General features: G+C 68.8%; 21 protein-coding genes. 9 read left to right on the top strand and 12 right to left on the bottom strand.

Going from position 1 to position 24400, the window contains the following annotated elements; all coding sequences use genetic code 11:
* Positions 1-16: 16 nt before the first annotated feature.
* Positions 17-1006, bottom strand: a complete 990-nt coding sequence (locus tag WG922_RS04515) for a S1C family serine protease (protein WP_340280971.1) — start codon at positions 1004-1006, stop codon at positions 17-19.
* Between the two features lie 99 nt (positions 1007-1105).
* Here WG922_RS04515 and WG922_RS04510 point away from each other — a divergent pair, with 99 nt between their 5' ends.
* The 6 genes from WG922_RS04510 to WG922_RS04485 all read left to right on the top strand — a co-directional run bounded on the left by WG922_RS04510 (position 1106) and on the right by WG922_RS04485 (position 7162).
* On the top strand, positions 1106-1936 hold the full coding sequence (locus WG922_RS04510; protein WP_340280970.1) for a TatD family hydrolase: 831 nt from the start codon (positions 1106-1108) through the stop codon (positions 1934-1936).
* A 10-nt stretch (positions 1937-1946) separates the two neighbouring features.
* Positions 1947-2708 (top strand): spermidine synthase, encoded by a 762-nt coding sequence (locus tag WG922_RS04505; protein WP_340280969.1) that lies wholly within the window; start codon positions 1947-1949, stop codon positions 2706-2708.
* 149 nt (positions 2709-2857) lie between these two features.
* Positions 2858-3346 (top strand): tripartite tricarboxylate transporter TctB family protein, encoded by a 489-nt coding sequence (locus WG922_RS04500; RefSeq protein ID WP_340281170.1) that lies wholly within the window; start codon positions 2858-2860, stop codon positions 3344-3346.
* A gap of 22 nt (positions 3347-3368) precedes the next feature.
* The gene (locus WG922_RS04495) at positions 3369-4883 is read left to right on the top strand and encodes a tripartite tricarboxylate transporter permease (RefSeq protein ID WP_340280968.1); all 1515 of its coding nucleotides are present in this window, start codon (positions 3369-3371) and stop codon (positions 4881-4883) included.
* A 256-nt stretch (positions 4884-5139) separates the two neighbouring features.
* On the top strand, positions 5140-6084 hold the full coding sequence (locus WG922_RS04490; RefSeq protein WP_340280967.1) for a DMT family transporter: 945 nt from the start codon (positions 5140-5142) through the stop codon (positions 6082-6084).
* A 280-nt stretch (positions 6085-6364) separates the two neighbouring features.
* A complete protein-coding gene (locus WG922_RS04485; protein ID WP_340280966.1) occupies positions 6365-7162 on the top strand; it encodes an SDR family oxidoreductase in 798 nt (265 codons plus the stop codon).
* Positions 7163-7433: 271 nt separating this feature from the next.
* On the opposite strand, the gene WG922_RS04480 is transcribed toward WG922_RS04485, so the two are convergent.
* From WG922_RS04480 to WG922_RS04465, 4 genes are all read right to left on the bottom strand, one after another.
* The gene (locus WG922_RS04480; protein WP_340280965.1) at positions 7434-8657 is read right to left on the bottom strand and encodes an ABC transporter substrate-binding protein; all 1224 of its coding nucleotides are present in this window, start codon (positions 8655-8657) and stop codon (positions 7434-7436) included.
* 74 nt (positions 8658-8731) lie between these two features.
* Complete coding sequence (locus tag WG922_RS04475; protein ID WP_340280964.1) at positions 8732-9679, bottom strand: DMT family transporter; 948 nt, start codon at positions 9677-9679, stop codon at positions 8732-8734.
* A 248-nt stretch (positions 9680-9927) separates the two neighbouring features.
* The gene (locus tag WG922_RS04470) at positions 9928-10896 is read right to left on the bottom strand and encodes a hypothetical protein (protein WP_340280963.1); all 969 of its coding nucleotides are present in this window, start codon (positions 10894-10896) and stop codon (positions 9928-9930) included.
* A 351-nt stretch (positions 10897-11247) separates the two neighbouring features.
* The gene (locus WG922_RS04465; protein WP_340280962.1) at positions 11248-11856 is read right to left on the bottom strand and encodes a CesT family type III secretion system chaperone; all 609 of its coding nucleotides are present in this window, start codon (positions 11854-11856) and stop codon (positions 11248-11250) included.
* Between the two features lie 104 nt (positions 11857-11960).
* Between WG922_RS04465 and WG922_RS04460 the strand changes: the two genes are divergently transcribed.
* Complete coding sequence (locus tag WG922_RS04460) at positions 11961-12944, top strand: quinone oxidoreductase family protein (protein ID WP_340280961.1); 984 nt, start codon at positions 11961-11963, stop codon at positions 12942-12944.
* Positions 12945-13171: 227 nt separating this feature from the next.
* Positions 13172-13546 (top strand): response regulator, encoded by a 375-nt coding sequence (locus WG922_RS04455; protein WP_340280959.1) that lies wholly within the window; start codon positions 13172-13174, stop codon positions 13544-13546.
* Between the two features lie 24 nt (positions 13547-13570).
* On the opposite strand, the gene WG922_RS04450 is transcribed toward WG922_RS04455, so the two are convergent.
* The 4 genes from WG922_RS04450 to WG922_RS04435 form a co-directional block, all read right to left on the bottom strand.
* On the bottom strand, positions 13571-15235 hold the full coding sequence (locus WG922_RS04450; protein WP_340280958.1) for a Na/Pi cotransporter family protein: 1665 nt from the start codon (positions 15233-15235) through the stop codon (positions 13571-13573).
* Between the two features lie 60 nt (positions 15236-15295).
* Positions 15296-15760 (bottom strand): signal peptidase II, encoded by a 465-nt coding sequence (gene lspA / locus WG922_RS04445; RefSeq protein ID WP_445322792.1) that lies wholly within the window; start codon positions 15758-15760, stop codon positions 15296-15298.
* A gap of 62 nt (positions 15761-15822) precedes the next feature.
* A complete protein-coding gene (gene ileS, locus WG922_RS04440; protein WP_340280955.1) occupies positions 15823-18675 on the bottom strand; it encodes an isoleucine--tRNA ligase in 2853 nt (950 codons plus the stop codon).
* 127 nt (positions 18676-18802) lie between these two features.
* Positions 18803-19801 carry a bifunctional riboflavin kinase/FAD synthetase gene (locus WG922_RS04435; RefSeq protein WP_340280954.1) on the bottom strand — a complete coding sequence of 333 codons (999 nt, stop codon included), beginning with the start codon at positions 19799-19801 and terminating at the stop codon, positions 18803-18805.
* 134 nt (positions 19802-19935) lie between these two features.
* On the opposite strand from WG922_RS04435, the gene WG922_RS04430 reads away from it, so the two are divergent.
* Positions 19936-20493 carry an HNH endonuclease gene (locus WG922_RS04430; RefSeq protein WP_340280953.1) on the top strand — a complete coding sequence of 186 codons (558 nt, stop codon included), beginning with the start codon at positions 19936-19938 and terminating at the stop codon, positions 20491-20493.
* A 60-nt stretch (positions 20494-20553) separates the two neighbouring features.
* Here the strand turns inward: WG922_RS04430 and WG922_RS04425 are convergent, their stop codons facing one another.
* The 3 genes from WG922_RS04425 to WG922_RS04415 all read right to left on the bottom strand — a co-directional run bounded on the left by WG922_RS04425 (position 20554) and on the right by WG922_RS04415 (position 24377).
* Entirely contained in the window at positions 20554-21945 is a 1392-nt protein-coding gene (locus WG922_RS04425) for an alpha/beta fold hydrolase (RefSeq protein WP_340280951.1), read from the bottom strand.
* 110 nt (positions 21946-22055) lie between these two features.
* Positions 22056-23171 carry an acyl-CoA dehydrogenase family protein gene (locus WG922_RS04420; RefSeq protein ID WP_340280950.1) on the bottom strand — a complete coding sequence of 372 codons (1116 nt, stop codon included), beginning with the start codon at positions 23169-23171 and terminating at the stop codon, positions 22056-22058.
* 24 nt (positions 23172-23195) lie between these two features.
* Positions 23196-24377 (bottom strand): acyl-CoA dehydrogenase family protein, encoded by a 1182-nt coding sequence (locus tag WG922_RS04415; RefSeq protein ID WP_340280949.1) that lies wholly within the window; start codon positions 24375-24377, stop codon positions 23196-23198.
* Positions 24378-24400: the final 23 nt, after the last annotated feature.

The raw sequence follows: 24400 nt of genomic DNA, 5'->3' as shown, positions 1-24400 counted from the left end.
GGGCAGGCGCGGGGCGTCAGAACGGAGGCAGGCCGGCGGCTTGCGCGGCGTTCTCGATCGGCACGGCGAAGCCGATGCCCAGGAAGGTGCGCGCCGAGGTGGGGTTGAGGATGGCCGTGACGATGCCGACGAGTTCGCCGTCCATGGTCACCAAAGGCCCGCCGGAGTTGCCCGGGTTGGCAGCGGCGTCGAACTGGATCAGGTTGCCCAGCTCCTGGCCGCCGTCGGGCGAGCGGAAGACCCTTTTGAGTCCCGAGACCACGCCAGCCGAGCCGGAAGGGCCGATACCGAACGGGAAGCCCACGGCCATGACCTTGTCACCCGGCAGCAGGTCGGCCGTCGAGCGCATCGTGGCGGCGATCATGTCGTCCGGAATCTTGCTGGCCTGCAGCACGGCGAGGTCGTTCTCGGGCTGCACGTTCACCAGCGTGGCGGTCGCTTCCAGGCCGTCGTGGAAGGTGACCTTGATGCGGTCGGCGCCGGCCACGACGTGCAGGTTGGTCAGGATGATGCCTTTATCGACGATCACCACGCCGGTGCCGACACCGCTCTCGATAGTGCCGTCCTCGGCCTGCGGCTCGCCTTGCGCCGGCCCCAGCGGCTTGGGCTTGTCGGTGCGCTTGCGCAGCTTGGCCGCCAGCTCGCCAGAGACACGGTCCTGCTTGACGTAGCTCACCACGCGCACGACGGAGGGGCGGATGGCTTCGTAGGCACGCGTGTACTCGGAGGGGATCTGCTGGGTCTCGAGCGTCTTGAGCACCGCCGCGTTGATGTCTTCCTGGGTGATGCGCCGCTGGGCGGGGCGCTCGGCGAAGCTCCAGGCCAGAAGCATCGCCATCACCAGGACCGCGACCCACAGCAGTTCTGTGGACGAGGGGCGCCGGATGCGGCGGGATCGGCTGGCGGCGCGCGTTGATTCGGGCGGGGCCGCGGACGCCTCGTCGTCGGAAGAACCTGCGGCCGGCTGGCCGGGGCGGCTGGAGCTGTAGAACGCTGGCCTGCGCATCCGTCACCTCTTGGAAAGCGGAGGGAGTGAAGGAAAAACCCGGAGCACACGGTAGCACGGATCGATTGCCGGCGTTGCACTCTCCGGCATCATGCAGCGATGTCCTACTGGATCGACACGCACTGCCATCTCGATGCCGCAGAGTTCGCCGGCGACCGGGCCGCGGTGCGCCAGCGGGCACGCGAGGCGGGGGTGGCGCATTGCATCGTTCCGGCCGTCTGCGCCGAGGCCTTCGGGACCGTGCGCGCGTTGGCCCATGCCCACGGCGACAGCTATGCGCTGGGGATCCATCCCTTGTTCACGCCTCGCGCGCGCGAAGCCGACCTTGCGGTGCTGTCGGACGCGCTGCAAGCGCACGCGTGCGATCCGCGCCTGGTCGCGGTCGGCGAGATCGGGCTGGACTTCTTCGTGCCCGGCCTCGACGCCGAGGTGCAGAGTTTCTATCTGCGCGAACAGCTGCGCCTGGCCGCGCGGCACGGCCTGCCGGTGATCCTGCACGTGCGCCGCTCGGCCGACGCGCTGCTGCGCGAATTGCGCCGCGCCCGCGTGTGCGGCGGCATCGCCCATGCGTTCAACGGCAGCGTGCAGCAGGCGCGGGCCTTCGTCGCGCTCGGCTTCAAGCTGGGTTTCGGCGGAACCCTGACCTACGAGCGCGCGCTGCACATCAGGCGCCTCGCGATCGAGTTGCCCACGTCTGCGCTGGTGCTGGAGACCGATGCTCCGGACATCCCGCCGCGCTGGCTGTATCGCACCGCTGCGCAGCGTGAAGGTGGCCTCGCGCAGGGCCGCAACGAACCGGCCGAGCTTGTCCGCATCGGTGCCGAACTGGCCGCGCTGCGCCAGCTGGCGCCGCAGGCGCTGGCGCGAGCGACCGCGCACAACGCGTGCGAGGCGCTGCCCCGGCTGCGGGCCCTGCTGCCGGCGGGATAATCCGCGCACTTTGACGACAAGCGACGCCTCCCCCAGCGACCTGCCCGAGGTCAACTTCTCCGAGCACGCCGGTGTGCGCTACCTGCATCTGGGCACCGAATGGATCCAGGGCTCGATGCGGCTGGATGCGCCCTTCGACATCGACCTCGAGTACGTGCAGCGGATGATGGCCTGGCTGCTGTTCGTGCCCCTCGATTCGGTGGCCACGCGGCACGCGATGCAGCTGGGGCTGGGCGCTGCGGCCCTGACGAAGTTCTGCCGCAAGAAGCTGCGCATGCGCACCACGGCGATCGAGCTGAATCCGCAGGTGGTGGCCGCCTGCCGCATGTGGTTCAAGCTGCCCGCCGACGACGCCCGGCTCTCGGTGGTCCTCGCCGACGCAGCCGAGGTGGTCGCGCATCCGCATTGGCGTGGCCAGATCGATGCGCTGCAGGTCGATCTGTACGACCACGAGGCGGCCGCGCCCGTGCTCGACAGTGCGCAGTTCTATGCCGACTGCCGCCAGCTCCTGACCGGGGAGGGCTGCATGGCGGTGAACCTCTTCGGGCGCTCCTCCAGCTACGAGCGCAGCCTGGAGCAGATCGTCGCGGCCTTCGGCGCGGCCGCCGTGTGGGCGTTCAAGCCCACGCGCGAGGGCAACACCGTGGTGCTGGCGCTGCGCACGCCGCATCGGCCGACCCGTGCCGACTTGCAGGCACAGGGCGAGGCCGTGCGCTCCCGCTGGGGCTTGCCGGCGGAGAAGTGGCCGCGCGTGCTGGCGCCGGTCGCCTGAAGCGCCGGGCTGGTGCTCGCACCGGACTGGTGCGAACTGTCGAGTCCGTACCTTGGCTCTAGCTCGGCCATGTAGGTGGAACCCACATGGGCGGAGCATCCGAGTACCACCACAATCCGCCGGTTGTATCCAGCTATGAGGAGACGATCGTGCGCATAAAGAACGAGAAGGACTTCGTCGCAGGGCTCATGTTCACCGTGGTGGGCGTGGCTTTCGCGTGGGGAGCCACCAACTACAACATCGGCGAGGGAGCCCGCATGGGCCCCGGCTACTTTCCCCTGCTGATCGGGGTGTTGCTGGCGATCCTCGGACTGATCGTTGCTTTCCAGGGCCTGGTCGTCGAGACCGAGGACGGCAACCCGATCGGCAGCATCGCGTGGCGCCCGCTCGTGTTCATCATCCTGTCCAACCTCATCTTCGGCGTAGCGCTCGGCGGGCTGCCGGGGATCGGCATCCCGGCGATGGGCCTGATCGTCGGCATCTACGCACTGACCATCGTCGCGGCCATGGCGGGCGACCAGTTCCGCTGGAAAGAGGTGCTGATCCTGGCCACGGTGCTGGCCATTGGCAGCTACTTCGCATTCGTCTACATGCTGAGCCTGCAGTTCCCCGTGTGGCCCAGCTTCATCGCGTACTGAGCGGCACGAAGAAAGAACCGTCATGGACCTGTTTAGCAATCTCGCCCTGGGCTTCGGCGTCGCGTTCACGCCGATCAACCTGCTCTACGCCTTCGTCGGCTGCCTGCTCGGCACGCTGATCGGCGTGCTGCCCGGCGTCGGCCCGGTGGCGACCATCGCCATGCTGCTGCCCGCCACTTATGCGCTGCCGCCCGTGTCGGCGCTGATCATGCTGGCCGGCATCTACTACGGCGCGCAGTACGGCGGCTCCACCACCGCCATCCTGGTGAACCTGCCCGGCGAGTCGTCCTCGGTGGTGACCGTGATCGACGGCTACCAGATGGCCCGGCAGGGGAGGGCCGGACCCGCACTCGCGGCGGCCGGCATCGGCTCGTTCTTCGCCGGTTGCGTCGGCACGCTGATCCTGGCCGCGTTCGCCGCGCCACTGACCGAAGTGGCCTTCAAGTTCGGCCCCGCCGAATACTTTTCGCTGATGATCCTGGGCCTGATCGGCGCCGTGGTGCTGGCATCGGGTTCGCTGCTCAAGGCCATCGGCATGATCCTGCTGGGCCTGCTGCTGGGCCTGGTCGGCACCGACGTGAACTCCGGTGTCGCGCGCTATTCCTTCGACATCCCCGAGTTGACCGACGGCATCGGCTTCATCGTGATCGCGATGGGCGTGTTCGGCTACGGCGAGATCATCATGAACCTCTCCAAGCACGAGAGCGAGCGTGAGGTGTTCACCGGCAAGGTGCAGGGCCTGATGCCCACCGCCGCCGACTTCAAGCACATGGCCCCCGCCATGCTGCGCGGCACCGCCCTCGGCTCCTCGCTGGGCATCCTGCCCGGTGGTGGCGCGCTGCTGTCGGCTTTCGCCGCCTACACGATCGAGAAGAAGATCAAGCTCAAGCCGGGCGAGATCGCGTTCGGCAAGGGCAACATCCGCGGCGTCGCTGGCCCGGAGTCGGCCAACAACGCCGGCTCGCAGACCTCCTTCATCCCGCTGCTGACGCTGGGCATCCCGCCGAACGCCGTGATGGCGCTGATGGTCGGCGCCATGACCATCCACAACATCCAGCCGGGCCCGCAGGTCATGACCAGCAATCCCGAGCTGTTCTGGGGCCTGATCGCCTCGATGTGGATCGGCAACGCCATGCTGATCATCCTGAACCTGCCGCTGATCGGCCTGTGGATCAAGCTGCTGACGATTCCCTACCGCTGGCTGTTCCCGTCGATCGTGCTGTTCTGCGCCATCGGCGTCTACTCGACCAACAACAACACCTGGGACATCTGGATGGTGGCGCTGTTCGGCGTGATCGGCTATGCCTTCATCAAGCTCGGCGCCGAACCGGCCCCGCTGCTGCTGGGGCTGATCCTGGGTCCCATGATGGAAGAGAACCTGCGCCGTGCGCTGCTGCTGTCGCGCGGCGACTGGAGCGTGCTGGTGACGCGCCCGCTGTCGGCCACCCTGCTCGGAATGGCCGCGCTCATGGTGATCATCGTTGCGCTGCCGTCCATCAAGCGCAAGCGGGAAGAGGCGTTCCAGGAAGAAGACTGAACGCACGCCAGGGGCGGTGCCTGCGGGCACCGTCGCCTCGCCCACAGCGCCTTTTCCGAGGCGCTTTTTTTTTTGTGATTTCGGGATCTTGGTGGCGCTGCTTTCGTGTGGCGGCGTTCGGAGTTGGCACCGGCGGTGCCCTTCGCGGAGCGGCACGTCCGCTCCGAGCGGCAATGCAGGCTGCCGACCGCAGACCGCTCGCAAGGACACCGCCGCACGCTGGCCGCGCTGTCACAATGCGGCGATATTTTTTCCGATGAGCGCTCCCTCCCACCTCACCACGGCGCCGCCGGCGCAGGCGCCGGGCCGCCCGGGTGCCGGCCTCGGGACGGGCCTCTTCCTGGCCGTGGCCGGTGCTATCGCCTTCAGCGGCAAGGCCATCATCGTCAAGCTCGCCTACCGCTGGGGCGTGGACGCGGTGACGCTCATCATGCTGCGCATGCTGTTCGCCCTGCCGTTCTTCGCGCTCATGGCGTGGTGGGCCAGCCGCGGGAAGCCGCCGCTGAACGGCGGCCAGTGGCTGGGCGTGCTCGGCTTGGGCTTGACGGGTTATTACCTCGCCAGCTTCCTCGACTTCGTCGGACTGCAGTACATCACCGCCTCCTTCGAGCGGCTGATCCTCTACCTCAACCCGACCCTCGTGCTGTTCCTCGCATGGCTGCTGCATCGCAGACCGGTCACGCGCGGGCACCTCGCCGGCGTGGCCCTGAGCTACGCGGGCGTGCTGCTGGTGTTCGGCCACGAGGTGGGCCTGCTCGGGCCGCAGGCTGCCTGGGGCGCGCTGCTGGTGTTCCTGAGCGCCGTGAGCTACGCCTTCTATTTCGTGCACAGCGCGCAACTGGTGCAGCAGCTCGGCTCATTGCGCCTGGTCGGGCTGGCGACCACGGTCGCCTGCGTGTGCTGCATCGTGCAGTTTCTGCTGCTGCGTCCGGTCGGGGTCGCCTTCGCCGTTGCGCCTCAGGTCCTGTGGCTGTCGGTGCTCAACGCCACTCTGTGCACCGTCGTGCCGGTGCTGCTGGTCATGATGGCCATCGAGCGGATCGGACCGGCGCTGGCCGCGCAGACCGGCATGGTGGGGCCGATCTCGACCATCCTGCTGGGCGTGTGGCTGCTGGGTGAGCCGTTCACCGTCTGGGTGGCGGCCGGCACGCTGCTGGTGATCGCCGGCATCTTCGTGTTCACCCGCATCGGCGGCCGGTGAGGCCCCATGCCGAGCCGCGCCTGCGCGGACCGGCCGCGCGCCCTGCCGCGAGGATGGACTGCGGCCGCCGCGCCGCCGCGCCACGCAGGCACCACGATCCAGTGCCTCTGCGGGTCCTGCAGCCGCGGAACGCGCCGCGCGGGCGAGTCGAGTTGCCCGACGCTGCCACTGCCTGCAGCGCGTGGTCGTTTCCGCAGGTCGGGCGCTTCCTATCGCCTCGGGCCCCTATAGTTTCGGGTTGCGGGGCCGCCGGCCCCGGCCATTCAGGAGAGACGGGAACATGGATCTGGGAATCAAGGGTCGCTGGGCGCTGGTGTGCGGCGCGAGCAAAGGTCTTGGGCTGGGTTGTGCCAGGGCCTTGGCCCGAGAAGGCGTGCACGTGGTCATGGTGGCGCGCGGCGCCGAGGCGCTCGAGGAAGCCGCGCAGGCACTGCGCGAGGACGCGAAACTGCCGGCCGGCACCGAGGTGCTCACGGTGGCTGCGGACATCACCACGCCCGAAGGCCGCGCCGCGGCCTTCGCCGCGCGCGCCGACTACGACATCGTGGTGACCAACGCCGGCGGCCCCCCGCCCGGCGATTTCCGGGATTGGGACCGGGCGGCCTGGATCCGCGCGGTCGATGCCAACATGCTCACGCCCATCGAGTTGATCAAGGCCACGGTGGACGGCATGGCCGCCCGCGGCTTCGGGCGCATCGTGAACATCACGTCGAGCGCCGTCAAGGCGCCGATCGACATCCTTGGCCTGTCCAACGGCGCGCGAAGCGGCCTGACCGGTTTCGTCGCGGGAGCGGCCCGCACAGAACGCCTCGCCGCCGCCAACGTCACCATCAACAACCTGCTGCCCGGCGCGTTCGACACCGACCGCCTGCGCGCGACCATGGAAGGTGCGGTGAAGAAGACCGGGCAGACCATGGACGCCGTGGCCGAGGCCCGCCGCAAGACCATCCCGGCGCGGCGTTTCGGAACGCCCGACGAGTTCGGTGCGACCTGCGCCTTTCTGTGCAGCGCCCACGCGAGCTATGTCACGGGCCAGAACGTGCTGATCGATGGCGGCGCTTACCCGGGGACGTACTGAGGTGGCGGTGGTCCTGCCGCGCCGAGTCTCCTCGCAGGACGGCGAGGAGAAGGGTCGCGCCAGGCGCTGACGCTGGCGCCAGGCGGATGCGCTCGCGCCGTGGGCGTGCGGCGCGCTACCTGCGGCGCCTGGCATTAAGTTCAGCCGCGCCGTTCTGGTGTTCGCGGGCCCGAGTCGATGGACGGTGTTCTTGCAGCGGCGCGGCGCCGTGCTGCTGGTGTGCCGCCTTCGCTTCTTTCAGCTGTGGCGGGGCTCCCGCTGCCGGCTACCGCTATCGCTTGCGCTGCACGAACAGGTTGCGCTTGGCGTCTTCGGGGTAGGCGAAGGTGATGGCGCCGTTCTTCACGAGACCCATCACCATCATGTTCTGGGTGATGGCGTCCTTGTCGGCGACGCTGAAGGGCCGCTCGTAGGTTGCGACGACGCCGTAGTAGGTGCGCTCGATGTTCTCGAGCGCAGCCTTGAGCGCCGGGCCATCGAGCTTGCCGTTGCGGATGTTGAACATCGAGTACAGCAGGATGTAGGTCGCGTCGTAGGCCTGGGCCGCGGCCATGGGCACGGGGATGCGGTTGGTGTCGAACTTGCGGGCGTACGAGCTGAGGAACGCGGCGCGGCGCTCGTTGCTGGGCTCGGCGATGAAGGTCTGGGCCATCATCGCGCCCTCGGCGGCCTTGCCGCCGCCTTGAATGAAGAAGGGGAACGACAGCGGCCAGCCGCCCACCAGCGGAACGTTCCACTTGATGGCTTCGCGTCCGAGCGCCACGGCCGCGTTCTCCTTGCCCACCGTGTAGGTGAACACCACGTTGGCTCCGGCCTGGCGCGCCGCCTTGAGCGGTTCGGTGAGGTCGGTCACGCCCAGCGGGAAGCGCGCGACGTGCACCGGCTCGAGCTTGCGCGCGGCGAGCGCCTTGCGTACGTCGGCCAGCCCTGCCTCGCCGTAGCCGGTGGTGTCGGCGAAGATCGCCACGCGGGTGAGGCCGCGGCGCACCAGGTCTTCCACCACGAACTCCGACTGGATGCCATCGCGCGCGGACGTGCGGAACACGTAGCTTTCGGGCGCCGGGTACTTGGCGGTCACCGGACTTCCGGCGGCGCAGGGCACGATCAGCGGCATCTGGTTCTTCTGGAACACGTCCAGCGCCGCCATGGCGACGCCGGTGTTGCAGAAGCCGATGGTGGCGAAGACACCGGCGGTGCGAAGCTCCTGGGCGCGGGCCAGCCCCTCGGGTGGATCGGCCTTGTCGTCCTTGACCACCAGTTCGATCCGGCGGCCGAGGTAGCCGCCCACTGCGTTGATCTCATCGACCGCCATGCGCACGCCATTGAGCATGGGGACACCGAAGTCGGCCGACGGGCCGGTGAAGGGCCCGATCACGCCCAGTCGCAGCGTGGGCGCGGCGGGCGACGGCGCTGCAGCGGATGCAGGCGCCGCCTGCTGTGCCGCGCTGGTGATGGACAGGGCCGCGAGGCAGGCCCCGATCAGGAATGTGCGCATGGGTCTCCCCCTCCTATCGATCGATCGACTGATACTAACGTCCGCATGAGCCAGGAACAATCCGGGCATGCCGCTCAGGCGCCGGATTCGGGGGAACCTTCCGCAGGCCGGGCGGCCGGCCGTCGCGACGAGACCACGATACCGGCGACGATCAGCGAGAAGGCAACGGCGTGGTGCGCCTGCGGCCGCTCGCCGATGAAGGTGGCCGAGAGCAGGGCGGCGAACAGGGGCGCGAGATTGCTGAACAGGCCCGCGAGGTTGGGGCCGACCCGCTGCACGCCCAGCCCCCACAGGCGGTAGGCGAGCAGCGACGGCCCGAGCGCGACGAAGAGCACCGCCGCGGCAAGCGGCCAGCCCCACTGCACCGGGGCCGGCGCCAGCACCAGCCATTCACCGGCCGTGAAGGCGCTGGCCCAGAGCAGACCGAAGGCGATCTGGGCCATCAGGAACCCGGCCCAGTGGCTGCGCAACGCCGGGTCGTCGGCCGCGGTGCGGGTCAGCAGCCAGCTGTACCAGGCCCACGAGGCCGTGGCCAGCAGCATGTAGACGTCGCCCGGAACGAAGCGCACGCTGGCCAGGCGCCCGAGGTCTCCGTGCGAGAGCACCAGCAGCACGCCCACGATGGACAGCCCGGCGCCCGCGAGCTGCCGCCGCGTCGGGCGTTGACCGAAGAAGAGCATGCCGATCAACAGCATGAAAACCGGGATGCTGGAGGCCACCAGTGTCACGTTGACCGGCGTGGACGTCTTGAGCGCCAGGTACTGCAGGGAGTTGTAGAGGCCCACACCCAGCAGGCCCAGCAGGCCGTAGCGGCGCCAGCGGGACCACAAGCCGCTGCCCGGGCGCAGGGCCCAGCTCGCAAGTGGCAGCAGCACCAGGAAGGCGACCGCCCAGCGCAGCAGGTTCAACGTGAGGGGCGGCACCAGGGGCGCTACCAGACGACCTACGACGGCGTTGCTGGCCCACAGCAGCGGCGGCAATGCGAGCAGGAGCGCATTGCGCGCGGACAGGGATTGATGCATGGAAGCGGCCACTGTAGCCCAGTGGGCGCTGCTGGTGCCCTGCATCCGAGGGCATCCGCGGCCTACGTGCCTCCATGGCGTGCAGGCGCGCCGTCGCGAGAAGATGCGGTGGAGCAAAGCAGTTCGCCTGCACGCCACCGCGGTCCCGACGGGATGGTCCGTAGTCGGCCTGAGCTTCATCGACGTGTACTACCGCACCGGGGATGCCGGCAGGGTGCGATGCAGGGCGCAAGGTTTCCTGGGTGCTGTCAATGCGCGGCGTCGGTGGGTGCGCTCGACGCCGACCCCAGGGCCTTCATTTCCCGCAACGGCTGGTGTGTTGGTGCGCGCGCTTCTGCGGCCCGGCTCAGGGCGATCTGTCCATACGTGACCAGCGGCGTGCGGAAATCCCCCAACGCCTTGAGCTCGGCCCGCAGCAGGCCGACGATGACCGCGCGCAAAGGCACGGTGGGCTGGCCCGCCAAGACGGCGACCATGTCCGCCATGATGCCGAAGTACTCGCGCATTGCCGTGGCATCGCCACTCTCGCGCAGCGTCCTGAGGGAGGTGATGTTGTCGAGCAACTGCCGCCCGCCGCCCGCCGCCTGCGGCTGCAAGGTGCGCTCCTGCGCGTGCGCGAACGCGGCCGCGGTCAACGTGCCATAAAGCGCACGCGCAGCCTCCACCAGGCCAGCGGCTGCCACGTAGGTCAGGCTGTCGGTCAGAGCATGCGCGCCCGCCAGGTCGTCGGGCGCTGGCGCCAGGAATTCCTGGGCTGCGACGCAGAAGGTGGTGGGCAATGCGGTGGTGATCGCGCGGCCCCAGGCCGCTTCTTCCTGGGCCTGTCTGCTGACCACGTGCCCCTTGCGGTCGATCACTTCGTACGAGGGCGCCACGTTGCTCAGGGAATTGCTGAGCAGATACCGTGTACCACGCTGCACCAGTTTGCTGCTCAGGTACGCGCCGGCGGCGGGCAGCGCGCCTGCGCCGGTGGCCCAGGCGACGGTAATGGCGGCGGCAGCCACGGGCACAGCGGCTGTCGCGATTCGCGACGCAAGGGCGCCGGCCCGCTCTGGTGGAAGGATCGCGGCCGTGATCAGACTGCTGGCGCGATGGACAGCCACACCCAGGCCCATGCAAGCTACCGTGTGGCAGGCCGCGGCCGCTGGGACGGAAGCCGATAGCAGCCCCTGACGCACCGCCATGCCGACGGCCACGCCCGTGGACTGGGAGAACAACTCCCGGCTTGCGGCCCATGCGCCAGCGCGCCAGGCGGCTGACCAGGAGTGCGCGCGCCGGCCCGCATCGGTGGCTTCGGGTAGCTGTGCGGTGGCGCCCTTGGGGATGGGTCCGACGGCCCCTGCAGGAGGGAGTGCATGGGAGGCGGATTCACGGAGCGAGGGCGGGCAGGCCACCTGAAGGCCGGCTTCGAGGTCGCGCGTCGGACCTTCCGTGCTCGCGCCGGAGCAGACCGGCCCGGACGCCTGCTGCGCATCGCGCCGGGCGAGGGCGCCGGCGGACAGGTAGCGCGGGACGTGGAAGCGAACGGGTTCCATGGCTTTGCTTGTGGCGGCGGGGCGCACGCCGCGTCAGGCGAACGCGGTAAGGGCTGTGCCTGCCAGTAGAGGCTGGGTCGGCTGGGCGATCTCGCGAGCCTGCTGCCGCCATTGCCCGGCGAATTCCGTGGCCTGCAGCAGGGAGCGGTACACGCTGTCCGGGGTGACAAGGTCCAGAGGGCAAGGCAGTTGCAGCAGGGCCTGGCCGGTGACCGGATTGCGGGCGAACAGGGGCCCGTGAGGCAAACACAGCGCGAAGTTGGCATTCAGGAGATGGCGCAGCAAAGCCAGCTCGGCCTCGGCTGGCGGCTCGCCGAGTTCCACGACGATGGTGGCCATGCCTGGGTCGGCCGCGGGCCGCTGCAGCACGCTGATCGACGTCTCTTCGATAGTCAGCGAGAAAGCCAGCAGGCCAAGGGCGTCTGGCGCCAGCACGGCAGCGGGAACGCCGAGTAGCGCGCACACGCCCTCGCACAAGGCGGACAAACTGGAAACTGCCATGAACGCTCTCCTGAGGAATCGACGAATCTCGAGCGGTGCATTGTGAAAACGAAATGCTTCATTTGTGTGAACGCATCGCGGCCACCGCTGCTGCGGCGATGCGAGCAGGAGCGCATCGCGCGCCGACAGGGGCTGGTGCATGGAACGCGGACGATGCCCACTCGGCGCCGCCGGTGCCCTGCATGCCAGGGCCCCGCGCCTTTAGCGCTTTCATGGCAGCATGCTCGCCTTCACGAGGAGATGAGATGAGCAAAGCAGTTCGCATGCACGCCACCGGCGGTCCCGAGGTGATGGTTCTGGAAGACGTGGAGGTCGGCGACCCGGGGCCGGGCGAGATCCGCATCCGCCACCACGCGGTCGGCCTGAACTTCATCGACGTGTACTACCGCACCGGCCTGTACCAGCAGCCCCTGCCCGGCGGACTGGGCATGGAAGGCGCGGGCGTGGTGGAGGCGGTGGGCGAGGGCGTGACCCACCTCAAGCCCGGTGACCGCGCGGCCTACGCGAGCCACCCGCCCGGCGCGTACAGCGAATGCCGGGTGATGCCTGCGCGCTGCGTGTGCCGGCTGCCCGATGCGATCGACTTCGACACGGGTGCCGCCATGATGCTCAAGGGCCTCACGGCGCAGTACCTCCTCAAGCGCACGCTCCCGCAAGGCGGGCTGCAGCCGGGCGACTACGTGCTGTTCCATGCCATCGCCGGCGGCGTCGGCCTGATCGCGGCGCAATGGGCCAAGGCGCTCGGCCTGCAGCTGATCGGCACCGCCGGCACCGACGAGAAATGCGCGCTCGCGCTGTCCCTCGGAGCGACCCACGCCATCAACTACAGCAAGGAGGATTTTGTGCAGCGGGTGCGCGAGATCACCGGCGGACGTGGGGTGAAGGTGGTGTACGACTCGGTCGGCAAGGACACATGGGACAAGTCGCTGGAGTGCCTGCAGCCCTTCGGGCTGATGGCCAGCTTCGGCAACGCCTCCGGTCCGGTCCCGCCATTCGCGCCGGGCAGCCTGGGGGCCAAGGGGTCCCTGTACGTGACCCGGCAGACGCTCTTTACCCACATCGCGACGCGCGAATCGACGCAGGCCATGGCCGACGAGCTGTTCGCGGTGGTCGCGGGCGGCCAGGTCAGGATCCGCATCGACCAGCGCTATCCGATGGCCGAGGTGCAGCAGGCCCACCGGGGGCTGGAGGCGCGCAAGACCACGGGCTGCACGATCCTGCTGCCCTGATCGGCAGCCGGGCATCCTGGAGCCCGGCTGCCTGAGCCTGGAGGTCGCCGTGCGCACCGAGCCTGGCGTGGGATGGGCGCCTGCCTGTCCACGAAGGGCACCGACAACAGGTCGTGTCCCCTCCTACAGCAGATCGGTCGCGCTGCTTGCACGCCCGGAGCGCGGTCTGCCCTACCGTATGGTCATCCCCAACCAGACGGCCTTGTTTCGAAGGGCCACGACCCGGCATGAGCTTGCGCGCCTTCATCGTCGAGGACAGCCCGACCATCCGCGACAACCTGATCGAGACGCTTCAGGAGCTCGCCCATGTCGAGGCGGTAGGCGTTGCCGAAACCGAGCGTGACGGGGCCTGCTGGCTGACCGCCCATGGCGGCGACTGGGACATGGCGATCGTCGATCTGTACCTGCGCGAAGGCAACGGCCTGAACATCGTGGCCGCATGCCGCAGCAGGCGCAACGGACAGAAGCTGGTCGTGCTGAGCAACCACGCCAGCCGCGACATCCGGCAACGCTGCGCCCAGCTGGGCGCGGACGCCGTGTTCGACAAGTCCACTGAAATCGATGCGCTGATCGATTACTGCCTGCTGCATGCGACCGCGTGAACACCGGGCGCGCGACGCCCGGATTCAGGTGCTGGGCGCCTGCTCTTCGGGGTAGCTGGTGCGCAGCCGGCTGGGGGCCAGTGCTCCGACGGAATCGAGGATCGGGTAGGCGATGGAGCAGATGTGCGAATTGATCCGCTTCATGTCGCTGATCAGGTCCAGGTGCAGCGAACTGGTCTCGATGCTCTGCATGGTCTGGTCGCTCAGGCGCGCCAGGTGCGAACTCGCATAGCTGCGCTCGAGGTCGCGAAATCGCGCTTTTTCCTCCAGCAGTTTCTGGGCGTCGCGCACCGAACCGTTGAGGAACACGCTCATGCCCAGGCGCAGGTTATCGACCAGCCGGGCGTGCAGTTCGCGGATCTCGGCGACGCCCGCATCCGAGAAGCTGCGCCCGTGCTTGACCTTGCGGTCTTCCACGTCGATCAGGATGCGCTCGATGATGTCGCCGATCTGCTCCATGTTGATGGTGAAGCTGATGATGTCGGTCCAGCGGCGGCTCTCCGACTCGCCCAGGGCCTCGCGGGAAATCTTGGTCAGGTAGTACTTGATGGCCGAGTAGAGCTCGTCGACCGTGTCGTCCATGCGCCGCAATTCGCCTGCGAGGCGCAGGTCGTTGGTCTCGATGACCCGCAGCATGCCGCGCATCATGGTCTCGACCACGTCGGCCTGGTGCAGCGCCTCGCGCGCGGCACAGGAGATGGCCAGCGAGGGCGTGCTCAGCGCCGAGGGGTCGAGGTGGTGCGGTCTGCCTGCCACGAGGTTCTTGTCCGGCTTGGGCATCCAGGCTTCCACCCACCGGGCCACGGTGGCGGTCGCCGGCATGCACAAGAGCGCGAGTGCGGTGTTGAACGCCAGGTGGAAGCCCACCACCGTGCCGACGTCGCCGAGGAAGGGTGGGGCGTGGCGCAGCCACAAGCCGATGCAGGGCGCCGCCAGCAGGACGCCACCGACCTTGAAGACCAGGTTGCCCAGCGGCACGTGGCGCACGTCGGTGGCCGCGCGGGCCGTCAGCACGACCCCCAGCAGGCCGCTGCCGATGTTGGCGCCGAGCACCAGGCCCAGCGCCGTTTCGAGGGGAACGGCGCCGGTCGCGGCGAGGGTGGCGGTGAGCAGGACGATCGCGAGGCTGGAGTAGGCGGCGATGGCGAGCGCCGCACCGACGGTGATCTCGAGCAGCACGTCGCTTGCCAGCGAGAGCAGCAGCGCCTTGACCGCCTGCGACTGCACCATGATGGCCGTGGACTCCGCCACCAGGCGCAACGCGAGCAGCATCAGCCCCAGCCCGATCAGGACGCGGCCGAAGCGGCCTACCTGCGTGTCCTGGCGGGCGATGAACAGCACCACGCCAACGAAGATGAAAAGGGGCGACAGCCACGACAGGTCGAGCGAGAACAGAACGGCCACCAGGCTGCTGCCGATGTCGGCGCCGAGCATCACCGCCAGCGCCATTGGCAAGGCGACGAGCCCCTGTCCCACGAAGGACGCGACGATCAGCGCGGTGGCGGTGCTGGACTGCACCAGCGCCGTGACGCCTAGTCCGGCCAGGGCCGCGGTGGGGCGGGTGCTCAGGCTGCGCGCGAGGATGCGCCGGAGATTGGCGCCGAAGACGCGCAGGATGCCGGTGCGTACGAGATAGGTGCCCCACACCAGGAGCGCCACTGCCGCCAGCAGGTTCAGCAAATGCTTCATGTTTGAAGCATCATACGCCGCCCAGCCGTGCCACGGCCGGCTGCCTCGGCCGTCATGTTGTCAGCGCGCGCGCCGCACCCGCAGGATCTCGTCGAGTATCAGGCCCACCGCCCCCGCGGTGATTGCGGCGTCTGCGATGTTGAAGGCCGGAAAGTACCAGCCGCCGTAGTGCAGCTGGAGGAAATCGACCACGTAGCCGTGCACCAGCCGGTCCACCACGTTGCCGATCGCGCCGCCCAGCAGGCAGGCCAGAGAGAACGCGAACAGGCGCTGGCCGGCATGCGAGCGCAGCAGCCAGATGATGAACAGCGCCGCACCGATTCCCAGCGCCGTGAAGAACCAGCGTTGCCAGCCGGACGCCGAGGCGAGGAACGAGAAGGCAGCGCCGGTGTTGTGCACCCGCACGATGTTGAAGAACGAGGTGATGGTGGTGGAGTCGCCCAGGCGGTAGCTGCCGAGGATCAAGGCCTTGGTGAGCTGGTCGAGGATGAACAGCAGCACGGCCAGGCCGATCCAGGGCAGCATGCCGCTGCTTTCGCCGCGGCTGGCGCCGACCCGGGGTGCGACGCGCGCGCTCTTGCCGGCCATCACGCGTGCTCCCGCCGCTCGCCGGCACCGAACAGGTTGGTGACGCAGCGCCCGCAGATCGTGGGGTGCGCCGGGTCGCGGCCGACGTCTTCGCGCCAGTGCCAGCAGCGCTCGCACTTGGCGTCGGTGGCGGGGCGGGCCTCGATGGCGAGCGCGTCGCCCGCGGCCAGCGTGACGCCCGAGGTGATGAACACGAACTTCAGGTCTTCGCCCAGGCTCGCGAGCAGCGCGTGGTCTTGCGGCGGGGCCGTGATCGTGAGCAGCGCCTGCAGGGAGGAGCCGACCTCGCCGCGCTCGCGCAGGGCCTCGACTTCCTTGTTGGCCAGCTCACGCAGCGCACGCAGGCGGCTCCAGCGCGCGAGCAGGGCCTCGTCCGGGGCGCCGATCTCGGCGTAGGTCTCGAAGAAGATCGAGTCCGAGTCGCCGAACAGCTTCCAGGCTTCCTCGGCGGTGAAGCTGAGGAACGGAGCCATCCAGCGCAGCATGGCGTGGGTGATGTTCCACAGCGCCGTCTGCGCGCTGCGCCGCGCGTGCGACTTGGGTGCGGTGGTGTAGAGGCGGTCCTTCAGCACGTCCAGGTAGAACGCGCCCAGGTCTTCCGAGCAATACACCTGCAGCTTCGCGACCACCGGGTGGAACTCGTATACCTCGTAGTGGGACAGCACCTCGAGCTGGAACTGCGCCGCGCGGCTCAGGGCATAGCGGTCGATCTCCAGCATCTCCGACAGCGGCACCGCGTCGCGTGCCGGGTCGAAGTCGCTGGTGTTGGCCAGCAGGAAGCGCAGCGTGTTGCGGATGCGCCGGTAGGCGTCCACGACGCGCGCGAGGATCTTGTCGTCCCCGGCGATGTCGCCGGAGTAGTCGGACGCGGCCACCCACAAGCGGATGATCTCGGCGCCCAGCTTCTTGCTGGTCTCCTGCGGATCGACCCCGTTGCCCAGCGACTTGCTCATCTTGCGGCCCTGGCTGTCCACCGTGAAGCCGTGCGTGAGCAGCCCGCGGTAGGGAGCGCGCCCGTACATGGCGCAGGCGGTGAGCAGCGACGAGTGGAACCAGCCGCGGTGCTGGTCGTGGCCTTCGAGGTACAGGTCGGCCTCGGGCCCGTTCTCGTGTCCGGCGCCGGCGTGCGAGCCGCGCAGCACGGTGGTGTGCGTGGTGCCGGAGTCGAACCACACCTCGAGGATGTCCGTGCTCTTGCGGTACTGGGCCGCGTCGGCGGCGGCACCGACGCGCGCGAGGATGTCCTCGGGCGTCGCCTTGCTCCACGCTTCGATGCCGCCGGCTTGCACCATCTCGGCCGCGATGTCCATGAGTTCGAGGGTGCGCGGGTGCAGCTCGCCCGAGTCCGTGTGCAGGAAGAAGGGCAGGGGCACGCCCCAGCTGCGCTGGCGGGAGATGCACCAATCAGGCCGGCCGGCGATCATGTCGCGCAGGCGCGCCTTGCCGCTCTCCGGATAGAAGCTGGTCTGCTCGATGGCCTCGAGTGCGGTCTGGCGCAGCGTCTGGGGCGCCTTGTCGCGGGTGAACACGCCCTCGCCCTCGTCCATGCGGATGAACCACTGGGCGGCAGCGCGGTAGATCACGGGCGTCTTGTGGCGCCAGCAATGCGGATAGCTGTGGGTGATGCCCTCGGTGGCGAAAAGCCGTCCTGCGTCGCGCAGCGCGTCGATGATGGCGGGAACGGCCTTCCAGATGTTGCTGCCGCCGAAGAGGGCGAAATCGGCCGCGTAGCTGCCGTTGCCCTGCACCGGGTTGAGGATGTCGTCGTACGAGAGACCGTGCGCGACGCAGCTGTTGAAGTCGTCCAGGCCGTAGGCGGGCGACGAATGGACGATGCCGGTGCCGTCTTCTGCGGTGGCGTAGTCGGCGAGGTAGACCGGCGCGGTGCGGCGGTAGCCGGCGTGCACCTCATACAGCGGGTGGCGAAAGCGCAGTCCGTCCAGCTGCTGGCCAGGCACGCTCGCGAGCACGCGTCCCTCGAGTCCGTAGCGGGCCAGGCATTTCTCCACCAGTGACTCGGCCAGGATCAGGCGGCCGCGCGGCGTCTCGACCAGCGCGTAGACGATTTCGGGGTTGAGGTTGAGTGCCTGGTTCGCTGGAATGGTCCAGGCCGTCGTCGTCCAGATGACGGCGTAGATCGGTGACGGCTGCGAAGCATCGGCAGCCAGCCCGAAGGCCTGGGCAACCGCCGCAGGGTCCTCGGCCTCGAAGCCCACGTCGAGTGTCTGGGACTTCTTGTCGGCGTACTCGATTTCAAACTCTGCGAGCGACGAGCCGCAGTCGAAGCACCAGTAGACCGGCTTGAGGCCGCGGTAGACGAAGCCGCGCTCGACGACGCGCTTGAAGGCGCGGATCTCGTCGGCTTCGTTGCTCGGGTCCATGGTGCGATAGGGGTGGTCCCAGTCACCGAGCACGCCCAGGCGCTTGAAGTCGGCCATCTGCAGCGCGATCTGCTCGGTCGCGAAGGCGCGGCTCTTCGCCTGCATCTCGTCGCGCGGCAGGTTGCGCCCGTACTGCTTCTCGATGGCGTTCTCGATGGGCAGTCCGTGGCAGTCCCAGCCGGGGATGTAGGCCGCGTCCAGCCCCTTGAGCTGGCGCGACTTGACGATCATGTCCTTGAGGACCTTGTTGACCGCGTGCCCCATGTGGATCTGCCCGTTGGCGTAGGGCGGGCCGTCGTGCAGCACGAACTTCTCGCGCCCGCAGCGCGCGTCGCGCAGCCGCTTGTACAGGCCCTTGTCCTCCCAATCGGCGACCCAGGCGGGCTCTCGGCGGGGCAGGTCGCCGCGCATCGGGAAAGGCGTATCCGGCAGATTGAGGGTGGCGCGGTAGTCGGTCTTGGATTCGGACATGGCAGGCGTCGTGGGGCTTCGACAAGCTCAGCCCGAGCAGACGGGGGGCGGGCGGGGGCAGGGTGGACGAGCGCGGATTCCGTTCGCCCTGAGCCTGTCGAGGGGCGGCGAACGCTGGCCGAGCCCGCTAAATTCGATCGCGGGTGGTCTGGCGGCGCGTGGACGCGAAGTACGCGCGGGCATCGACGCAGTCGCGTGCGATGCCGGCCCGGAGCTGGTCGAGGCCGTCGTACTTGAGTTCGTCGTGCAGTTTGTGCAGCAGGTCCACGCGCACGATTTTACCGTAGGCCCCCTCGTCGCCCAGCCGTTGCGGCCAGTCGAGGCAGAAGGTTTCGAGCAGCACGCGTCCACCATTGGTGTCGCGGGGGTCCAGCGAGGGCCGGATGCCCAGGTTGGCGACGCCCTCCAGGGGCCCTTCGCCCAGTCCGTGCACGTGCACGGCGAAGATGCCGCTCGCAGCGGGTTTCCAGTGGGAAAAGCGCAGGTTGAGCGTGCGAAAGCCGAGCTCGCGGCCGAGCTTGCGGCCGTGCACCACGTGGCCGCTGATGCTGTAGGGGCGCCCGAGCAGGGCGGCTGCCGCATCCATGTCGCCGCGGCCCAGGGCCTCTCGAACGGCAGAGCTGGACACCCGCAGCTGGTGAACCTGGTAGCTGTTCATGCGAGCGACGTCGAAGCCGCAGGCGGCGCCGGCCGCGTCGAGCATGGAGTAGTCGCCGGCGCGGCGCGCGCCGAAGCGGAAGTCGTCGCCTACGAGCACGTAGCGTGCGCCGAGCCCGCGTACCAGCACCCGCTCGATGAACTCCTGGGGGCCCTGGCTCGAGAGTTTCGCGTCGAAGGGCAGCACCACGCACTGGGACACGCCGCAGGCCGCCAGCTCGGTGAGCTTGTCGCGCAGCGTGGCGATGCGCGCAGGTGCCAGCTCGGGACGGCTCAGCGCGGCTGCGAAGTAGTCCCGTGGGTGCGGCTCGAAGGTGAGCACGCAGCTTGGGATGCCCCGGTGGCGCGCTTCGCTGTTGAGGAGGGCGAGCATGGCCTGGTGGCCGCGGTGCACGCCGTCGAAGTTGCCGATGGTCAGGGCACAGGCCGGCGCGACGCCGGGGTGATGAAAGCCGCGGAAGATCTGCATCGGCGTGTCGATATGTTTTTGATAGCGCGCAGGGCCCGCCCACCGCGCCGCCGGGTGTGAGCATGGTGTTTGAAACAGGGTATATTGTCCTCGCTATCCCGCTCAGTGGCTCCCGCGTGCAAAGGAGGCGTTGATTGAAGGTCTTGAAGCTGTCGGCGCAGGGACTTCCGCAGTCCTGGATCTCGCTCGAACAGGCCGTGCTGCATTACGCGGCCGATGAGGTGCGCTGGGAAGTCGGCGCGCAGATCGCGCGCTTCCGTGGCGGCCACAACGCCATGACCGGCGAGCAGTCGGTGATCGCCGTGAGCAGCATCATCGGCACTAAGGGCGTGCCGAACATCAACCCCTTCGACCTGCGTCCCGGACTCACCAACAGCAAGCTGTTCGCGCGCGACCGCAATGTCTGCGCCTACTGCGGCGGCCACTTCGAGGAAAGTTTCCTCACGCGCGAGCACATCGTGCCGCTGTCGCAGCGCGGGCGCGATCACTGGATGAACGTGGTGACCGCCTGCCGCGCCTGCAACCACCGCAAGAGCAACCGCACGCCCGAGCAGGCGCGCATGCCGCTGCTGTACACGCCCTACGTTCCCAGCCTCTGGGAAGACTTCATCCTGCGCAACCGGCGCATCCTGGCCGACCAGATGGAGTTCCTGATGGCGCACCTGCCGAAGTCCTCGCGCCTGCACGCCTGACGGATCGGCAGGCGCCGGCCGTCGCTTCAGCCGGGGCGCTCATGGACGTTCCGGTCCGGTTCAGTAGGTCAGTTCCAGCACCGTCACGTGTCCCTCGGCCGCGGGCCACGGCCGCCCGACCACGCGCTCGCCGTTGAACTCGGCGGCCACCGGCCGGGGCGCCGCCGTCGGCAGCTTCAGCTTGGCGCTCGCGACGCCGGCGCCTGCCGGCACGCCGGGCGGCGGCGCACCGTCCAGCGCCATGCGGTCACGCGCCGGGTCGAGATATCCGCGCGGCCGCGTCATCGTGACCAGCGCAGCCGCACCGCGATCAGCCTCGGCGATCCGCTCGGGGCGCAGGTGCACGATCTCGCTGCCGCGCGGGAAAGGGCTGCGGTAGATGTGCGTTGTGGCGTAGCCGGGGGCTGCAACGACGAATTCGTAGGGTGTTTGCGAGTCTGCTTCGAAGGGTCCCCAACGGCCGTTGGCCCCGACCGTGGTGCGGTAGGTCGGGGCGGCGCCGCGGCGCTCTCCCGTGCGCGGATCGACGGCGTAGATGGCGAGTTCGGCGCCGGGCAGGGGCAGGTTGTTGCTGAAACTGCCGGTGGCCGGATCGCGCGAATCGACTCCCAGGCCGGTCACTTTTCCCGACAGGCGCGGCCGCTCCTCGGGGCGGATCCGGGTCGTCGATGGGCGGCCCGTGATGAAGAGCCAGGTGGCGTCGAAGGCCTGCGCAGAAAAGGAGGTTTCCCGATGGTCGATGCGCGGGATCACCACGTTGAGCGCGCCCGACAGTGCGGGCCCTTCGGAGGTGACGAAGGTGGGCTTGCCGGCCAAGCCGATCCAGCGGCCGTCGGGTTGCGCGAACTTGTCGTTCGCATCCGAACGGATGGTCATCCAGTGCACGGGCCCCGTGACCTCGTCGCCGGCCATGTTCTTGGGCGCGTTCAGCGCCGTGAGGAAGGGGCCGGTGCCCGAGAACTCGCTGCCTTCGTTGAAGCCCTTGATTGCCTGCACGCCGTGGTTGGGCGTGCCGCCGAGGATGGCATGGCTCACGGTGGCGGCGCCGCCGCCGTTCTGGATGTAGTTGCGTATCGCGTTGCCGCCGCGCGAGTTGCCCACCAGCACCACCTGGGAAGCGCCAGTGGTCTTCAGCACCTTCTCGACTTCGGCACGCAAGAAGGCCATGTGCTCGGCGGTGGAGGTGCGCCCGGGCTGGGGCTTGGTGTCGTCGTTGCGGGCGAGCGGGTAGGGCAGATCGATCGCGTGCAGCCGCTCTCGCGGCCAGCCGTTCGACTCGAAGCGCCACAGCGTGGTCTGCCATAGCGCGGCACTGTCGCCGTTGCCGTGTACGAACACGATCGGCGGAGGGGCGGTGTCTTGCAGCGCCGGTGTCGCGCAAGCGGCCAGAAGGACCAGGGGAGCGGCGGCCGCCAGCAGGCGCCGGCGGGACATACGCGAGAGGAGGTTCATGGGCGTGTCGTTCGCGGCGAAGCCGGCACGCGGCCGGCTTCGTAGGGGGTGGAGAAAACGGCGGCCAATGGGCGAGCGACGGCGGCCGAAGGGCGGGTGCGCGGGGCCCGTCAGGCGAAGACGCCGGCGGTGTCCTGCATGCGGGCGGAGACTTCACCCAGGTGGTGGAGGGTGTCGCCGAAGGTCATCTCCATCTGCGTCAGTCGTTTGAAGTAGTGGCTGCCGATGTATTCGTCGGTCACGCCGATGCCGCCGTGCAACTGCACCGAGTTCTGGCCCACGAAGCGCATCGCGAGACCCAGCTGGTATTTGGCGCGCGCCATCGCGCGGCGCCGCTCGTCGGCCGGCGCATTGAGCTTCAGGCTGGCGTAGTAGCTCATCGAGCGGGCCAGCTCCTGCTGCATCTTCATGTCGGCCATGCGGTGGCGCAGCGCCTGGAAACTCGCGATCGGCACCCCGAACTGCTTGCGCGTGTTCATGTATTCGGCGGTGAGCTGCATGGTCTGGTCGATCACGCCCACCGCCTCGGCGCAGAGCGCCGCGATGCCGATATCGACCGCGTGCTCCAGCGCCACGAGGCCGTCCTCGGCGACCAGCATCCCCTGGGCGCCTTGCAGCTGCAGTTCGCCGGCGCGGCTGCCGTCCTGGGTAACGTATCCCGAAGCCTGCACGCCAGGAGCCTCTCGCGGCACCAGCCACAGGCCGATGCGCCCGTCCGTCACCGCGGGCACGAGATAGCCGTCGGCGCGGTCTCCCACGGGGACGATGCTCTTGGTGCCGCTCAGCGCCCAGCCGTCGCCGGTGCGCACGGCCTCGGTGCGACAGGCATCGAGCCGCCAGCGCGCTCCGCGCTCCTGCTGCGCGAGGACGACCACGGCCTCGCCGCTCGCGATGCGGGGCAGCCAGTCCGACTTGAGCGCATCGGGCGCGTAGCCGGCCAGCACGCCGCTGGCGATCAGGGTCTGGCCGAGCGGCTCCAGCACGATGCCGCGCCCGAGCTCCTCCATCACCACCATCGCCTCGACCGGGCCCATTCCCATGCCGGCGTGCTCCTCAGGCACGTACAGGCCGGCCAGACCGAGCTCGGCGAGTTCGTTGTACGCGCTGCGGTCGAAGCCGCCGGCACGCACCGCCGCGCGGCGGCGCTCGAAGGTGTAGCTGCGCTCCACCCAACGACGCACCGCGTCGCGCAGCTGTTGCTGGTCGTCGGAAAAATCGAAATCCATGTTGCTGTTCCTCGCGTGGCTGCGTCAGCCGAGAACCGTCTGGGCGACGATGTTGCGCTGCACCTCGTTGGAGCCGCCGTAGATCGTCGTCTTGCGCATGTTGAAGTAGGTCGCCGCCAGCGGAGCCAGTCCGAGCGCGCCGCCGGGGAAGTCGCCCTGCCAGCCGGCTTCCATGGCTTCCTGGATGAAGGGCAGGGAGAACGCGCCGCCCGCGAGCATCATGAGTTCGGTGTAGCGCTGCTGGATCTCGCTGCCCCGGATCTTGAGCAGGCCCGCAATGTCCAGAGAGTTCTTGCCCGACTTCTCGGCCGAGAGCACGCGCAGCACGAGCATCTCCAGGGCGACCACATCGACCTCGAGCCGCGCGATCTCGTCGCGAAAGCGCAGGTCGTCCCACACGCCCTCGGCCTTGGCAATGCGCTTGAGGCGCTCGAGTTCGCGCTTGGCGCGGTTCACGTCGGCGATGTTGGTGCGCTCGTGCGAGAGCAGGTGCTTGGCATAGGTCCAGCCCTTGTTCTCCTCGCCGATCAGGTTCTCGGCTGGCACCTCGACGTTGTCGAAGAAGACCTCGTTCACCTCGCGCCCGCCATCGAGCATGACGATCGGGCGCACCTCGATGCCGGGCGACTTCATGTCGATCAGCAGGAAGGAGATGCCGGTTTGCGGTTTGCCGGAGGTATCGGTGCGCACCAGGCAGAAGATCCACTCGCCGTACTGGCCCAGCGTGGTCCAGGTCTTCTGGCCGTTGACGATGTACTTGTCGCCGCGCCGCTCGGCACGGGTCTTGAGCGAGGCCAGGTCCGAGCCGGCGCCCGGTTCGGAGTAGCCCTGGCTCCACCAGACATCACCGGAGGCGATGCCCGGCAGGAAGCGCTTGTGCTGCTCGGGCGAGCCGAAGGCCATGATCACCGGGGCCACCATGACGGGGCCGAAGGGCACGATGCGCGGCGCGCCGGCCAGCGCGGTCTCTTCCTCGAACAGGTGCTTCTGCACCGCATTCCAGCCGGGGCCGCCGAATTGCTTGGGCCAGCCATAGCCGAGCCAGCCCTTGGCACCGAGGATCTTCGCCCAGCGCTGCATGTCCTCGCGCGTGAGGTGCAGGCTGTTGTGCACCTTGTGCGCAATGTCCTGCGGCAGGTTCTCGCGCACCCAGGCGCGGATGTCCTCGCGAAATGTCTGTTCTTCGGGGGTGAATGCCAAATCCATATCAGGGTCTCCAGGCCAGGCGC

Origin of the sequence: Ramlibacter sp. AN1015 (assembly GCF_037726105.1) — a bacterium.
Classification (GTDB): domain Bacteria; phylum Pseudomonadota; class Gammaproteobacteria; order Burkholderiales; family Burkholderiaceae_C; genus Ramlibacter.
This window is presented reverse-complemented; position numbering and strand designations above follow the sequence as displayed.

Coding starts and splice junctions, on each gene's coding strand:
- WG922_RS04515 (WP_340280971.1), bottom strand. CDS start 1,006: ATGCGCAGGCCAGCGTTCTACAGCTCCAGCCGCCCCGGCCAGCCGGCC.
- WG922_RS04510 (WP_340280970.1), top strand. CDS start 1,106: ATGTCCTACTGGATCGACACGCACTGCCATCTCGATGCCGCAGAGTTC.
- WG922_RS04495 (WP_340280968.1), top strand. CDS start 3,369: ATGGACCTGTTTAGCAATCTCGCCCTGGGCTTCGGCGTCGCGTTCACG.
- WG922_RS04490 (WP_340280967.1), top strand. CDS start 5,140: ATGAGCGCTCCCTCCCACCTCACCACGGCGCCGCCGGCGCAGGCGCCG.
- WG922_RS04485 (WP_340280966.1), top strand. CDS start 6,365: ATGGATCTGGGAATCAAGGGTCGCTGGGCGCTGGTGTGCGGCGCGAGC.
- WG922_RS04480 (WP_340280965.1), bottom strand. CDS start 8,657: ATGCGCACATTCCTGATCGGGGCCTGCCTCGCGGCCCTGTCCATCACC.
- WG922_RS04475 (WP_340280964.1), bottom strand. CDS start 9,679: ATGCATCAATCCCTGTCCGCGCGCAATGCGCTCCTGCTCGCATTGCCG.
- WG922_RS04465 (WP_340280962.1), bottom strand. CDS start 11,856: ATGCACCAGCCCCTGTCGGCGCGCGATGCGCTCCTGCTCGCATCGCCG.
- WG922_RS04460 (WP_340280961.1), top strand. CDS start 11,961: ATGAGCAAAGCAGTTCGCATGCACGCCACCGGCGGTCCCGAGGTGATG.
- WG922_RS04455 (WP_340280959.1), top strand. CDS start 13,172: ATGAGCTTGCGCGCCTTCATCGTCGAGGACAGCCCGACCATCCGCGAC.
- WG922_RS04450 (WP_340280958.1), bottom strand. CDS start 15,235: ATGAAGCATTTGCTGAACCTGCTGGCGGCAGTGGCGCTCCTGGTGTGG.
- lspA (WP_445322792.1), bottom strand. CDS start 15,760: ATGCTGCCCTGGATCGGCCTGGCCGTGCTGCTGTTCATCCTCGACCAG.
- ileS (WP_340280955.1), bottom strand. CDS start 18,675: ATGTCCGAATCCAAGACCGACTACCGCGCCACCCTCAATCTGCCGGAT.
- WG922_RS04435 (WP_340280954.1), bottom strand. CDS start 19,801: ATGCAGATCTTCCGCGGCTTTCATCACCCCGGCGTCGCGCCGGCCTGT.
- WG922_RS04425 (WP_340280951.1), bottom strand. CDS start 21,945: ATGAACCTCCTCTCGCGTATGTCCCGCCGGCGCCTGCTGGCGGCCGCC.
- WG922_RS04420 (WP_340280950.1), bottom strand. CDS start 23,171: ATGGATTTCGATTTTTCCGACGACCAGCAACAGCTGCGCGACGCGGTG.
- WG922_RS04415 (WP_340280949.1), bottom strand. CDS start 24,377: ATGGATTTGGCATTCACCCCCGAAGAACAGACATTTCGCGAGGACATC.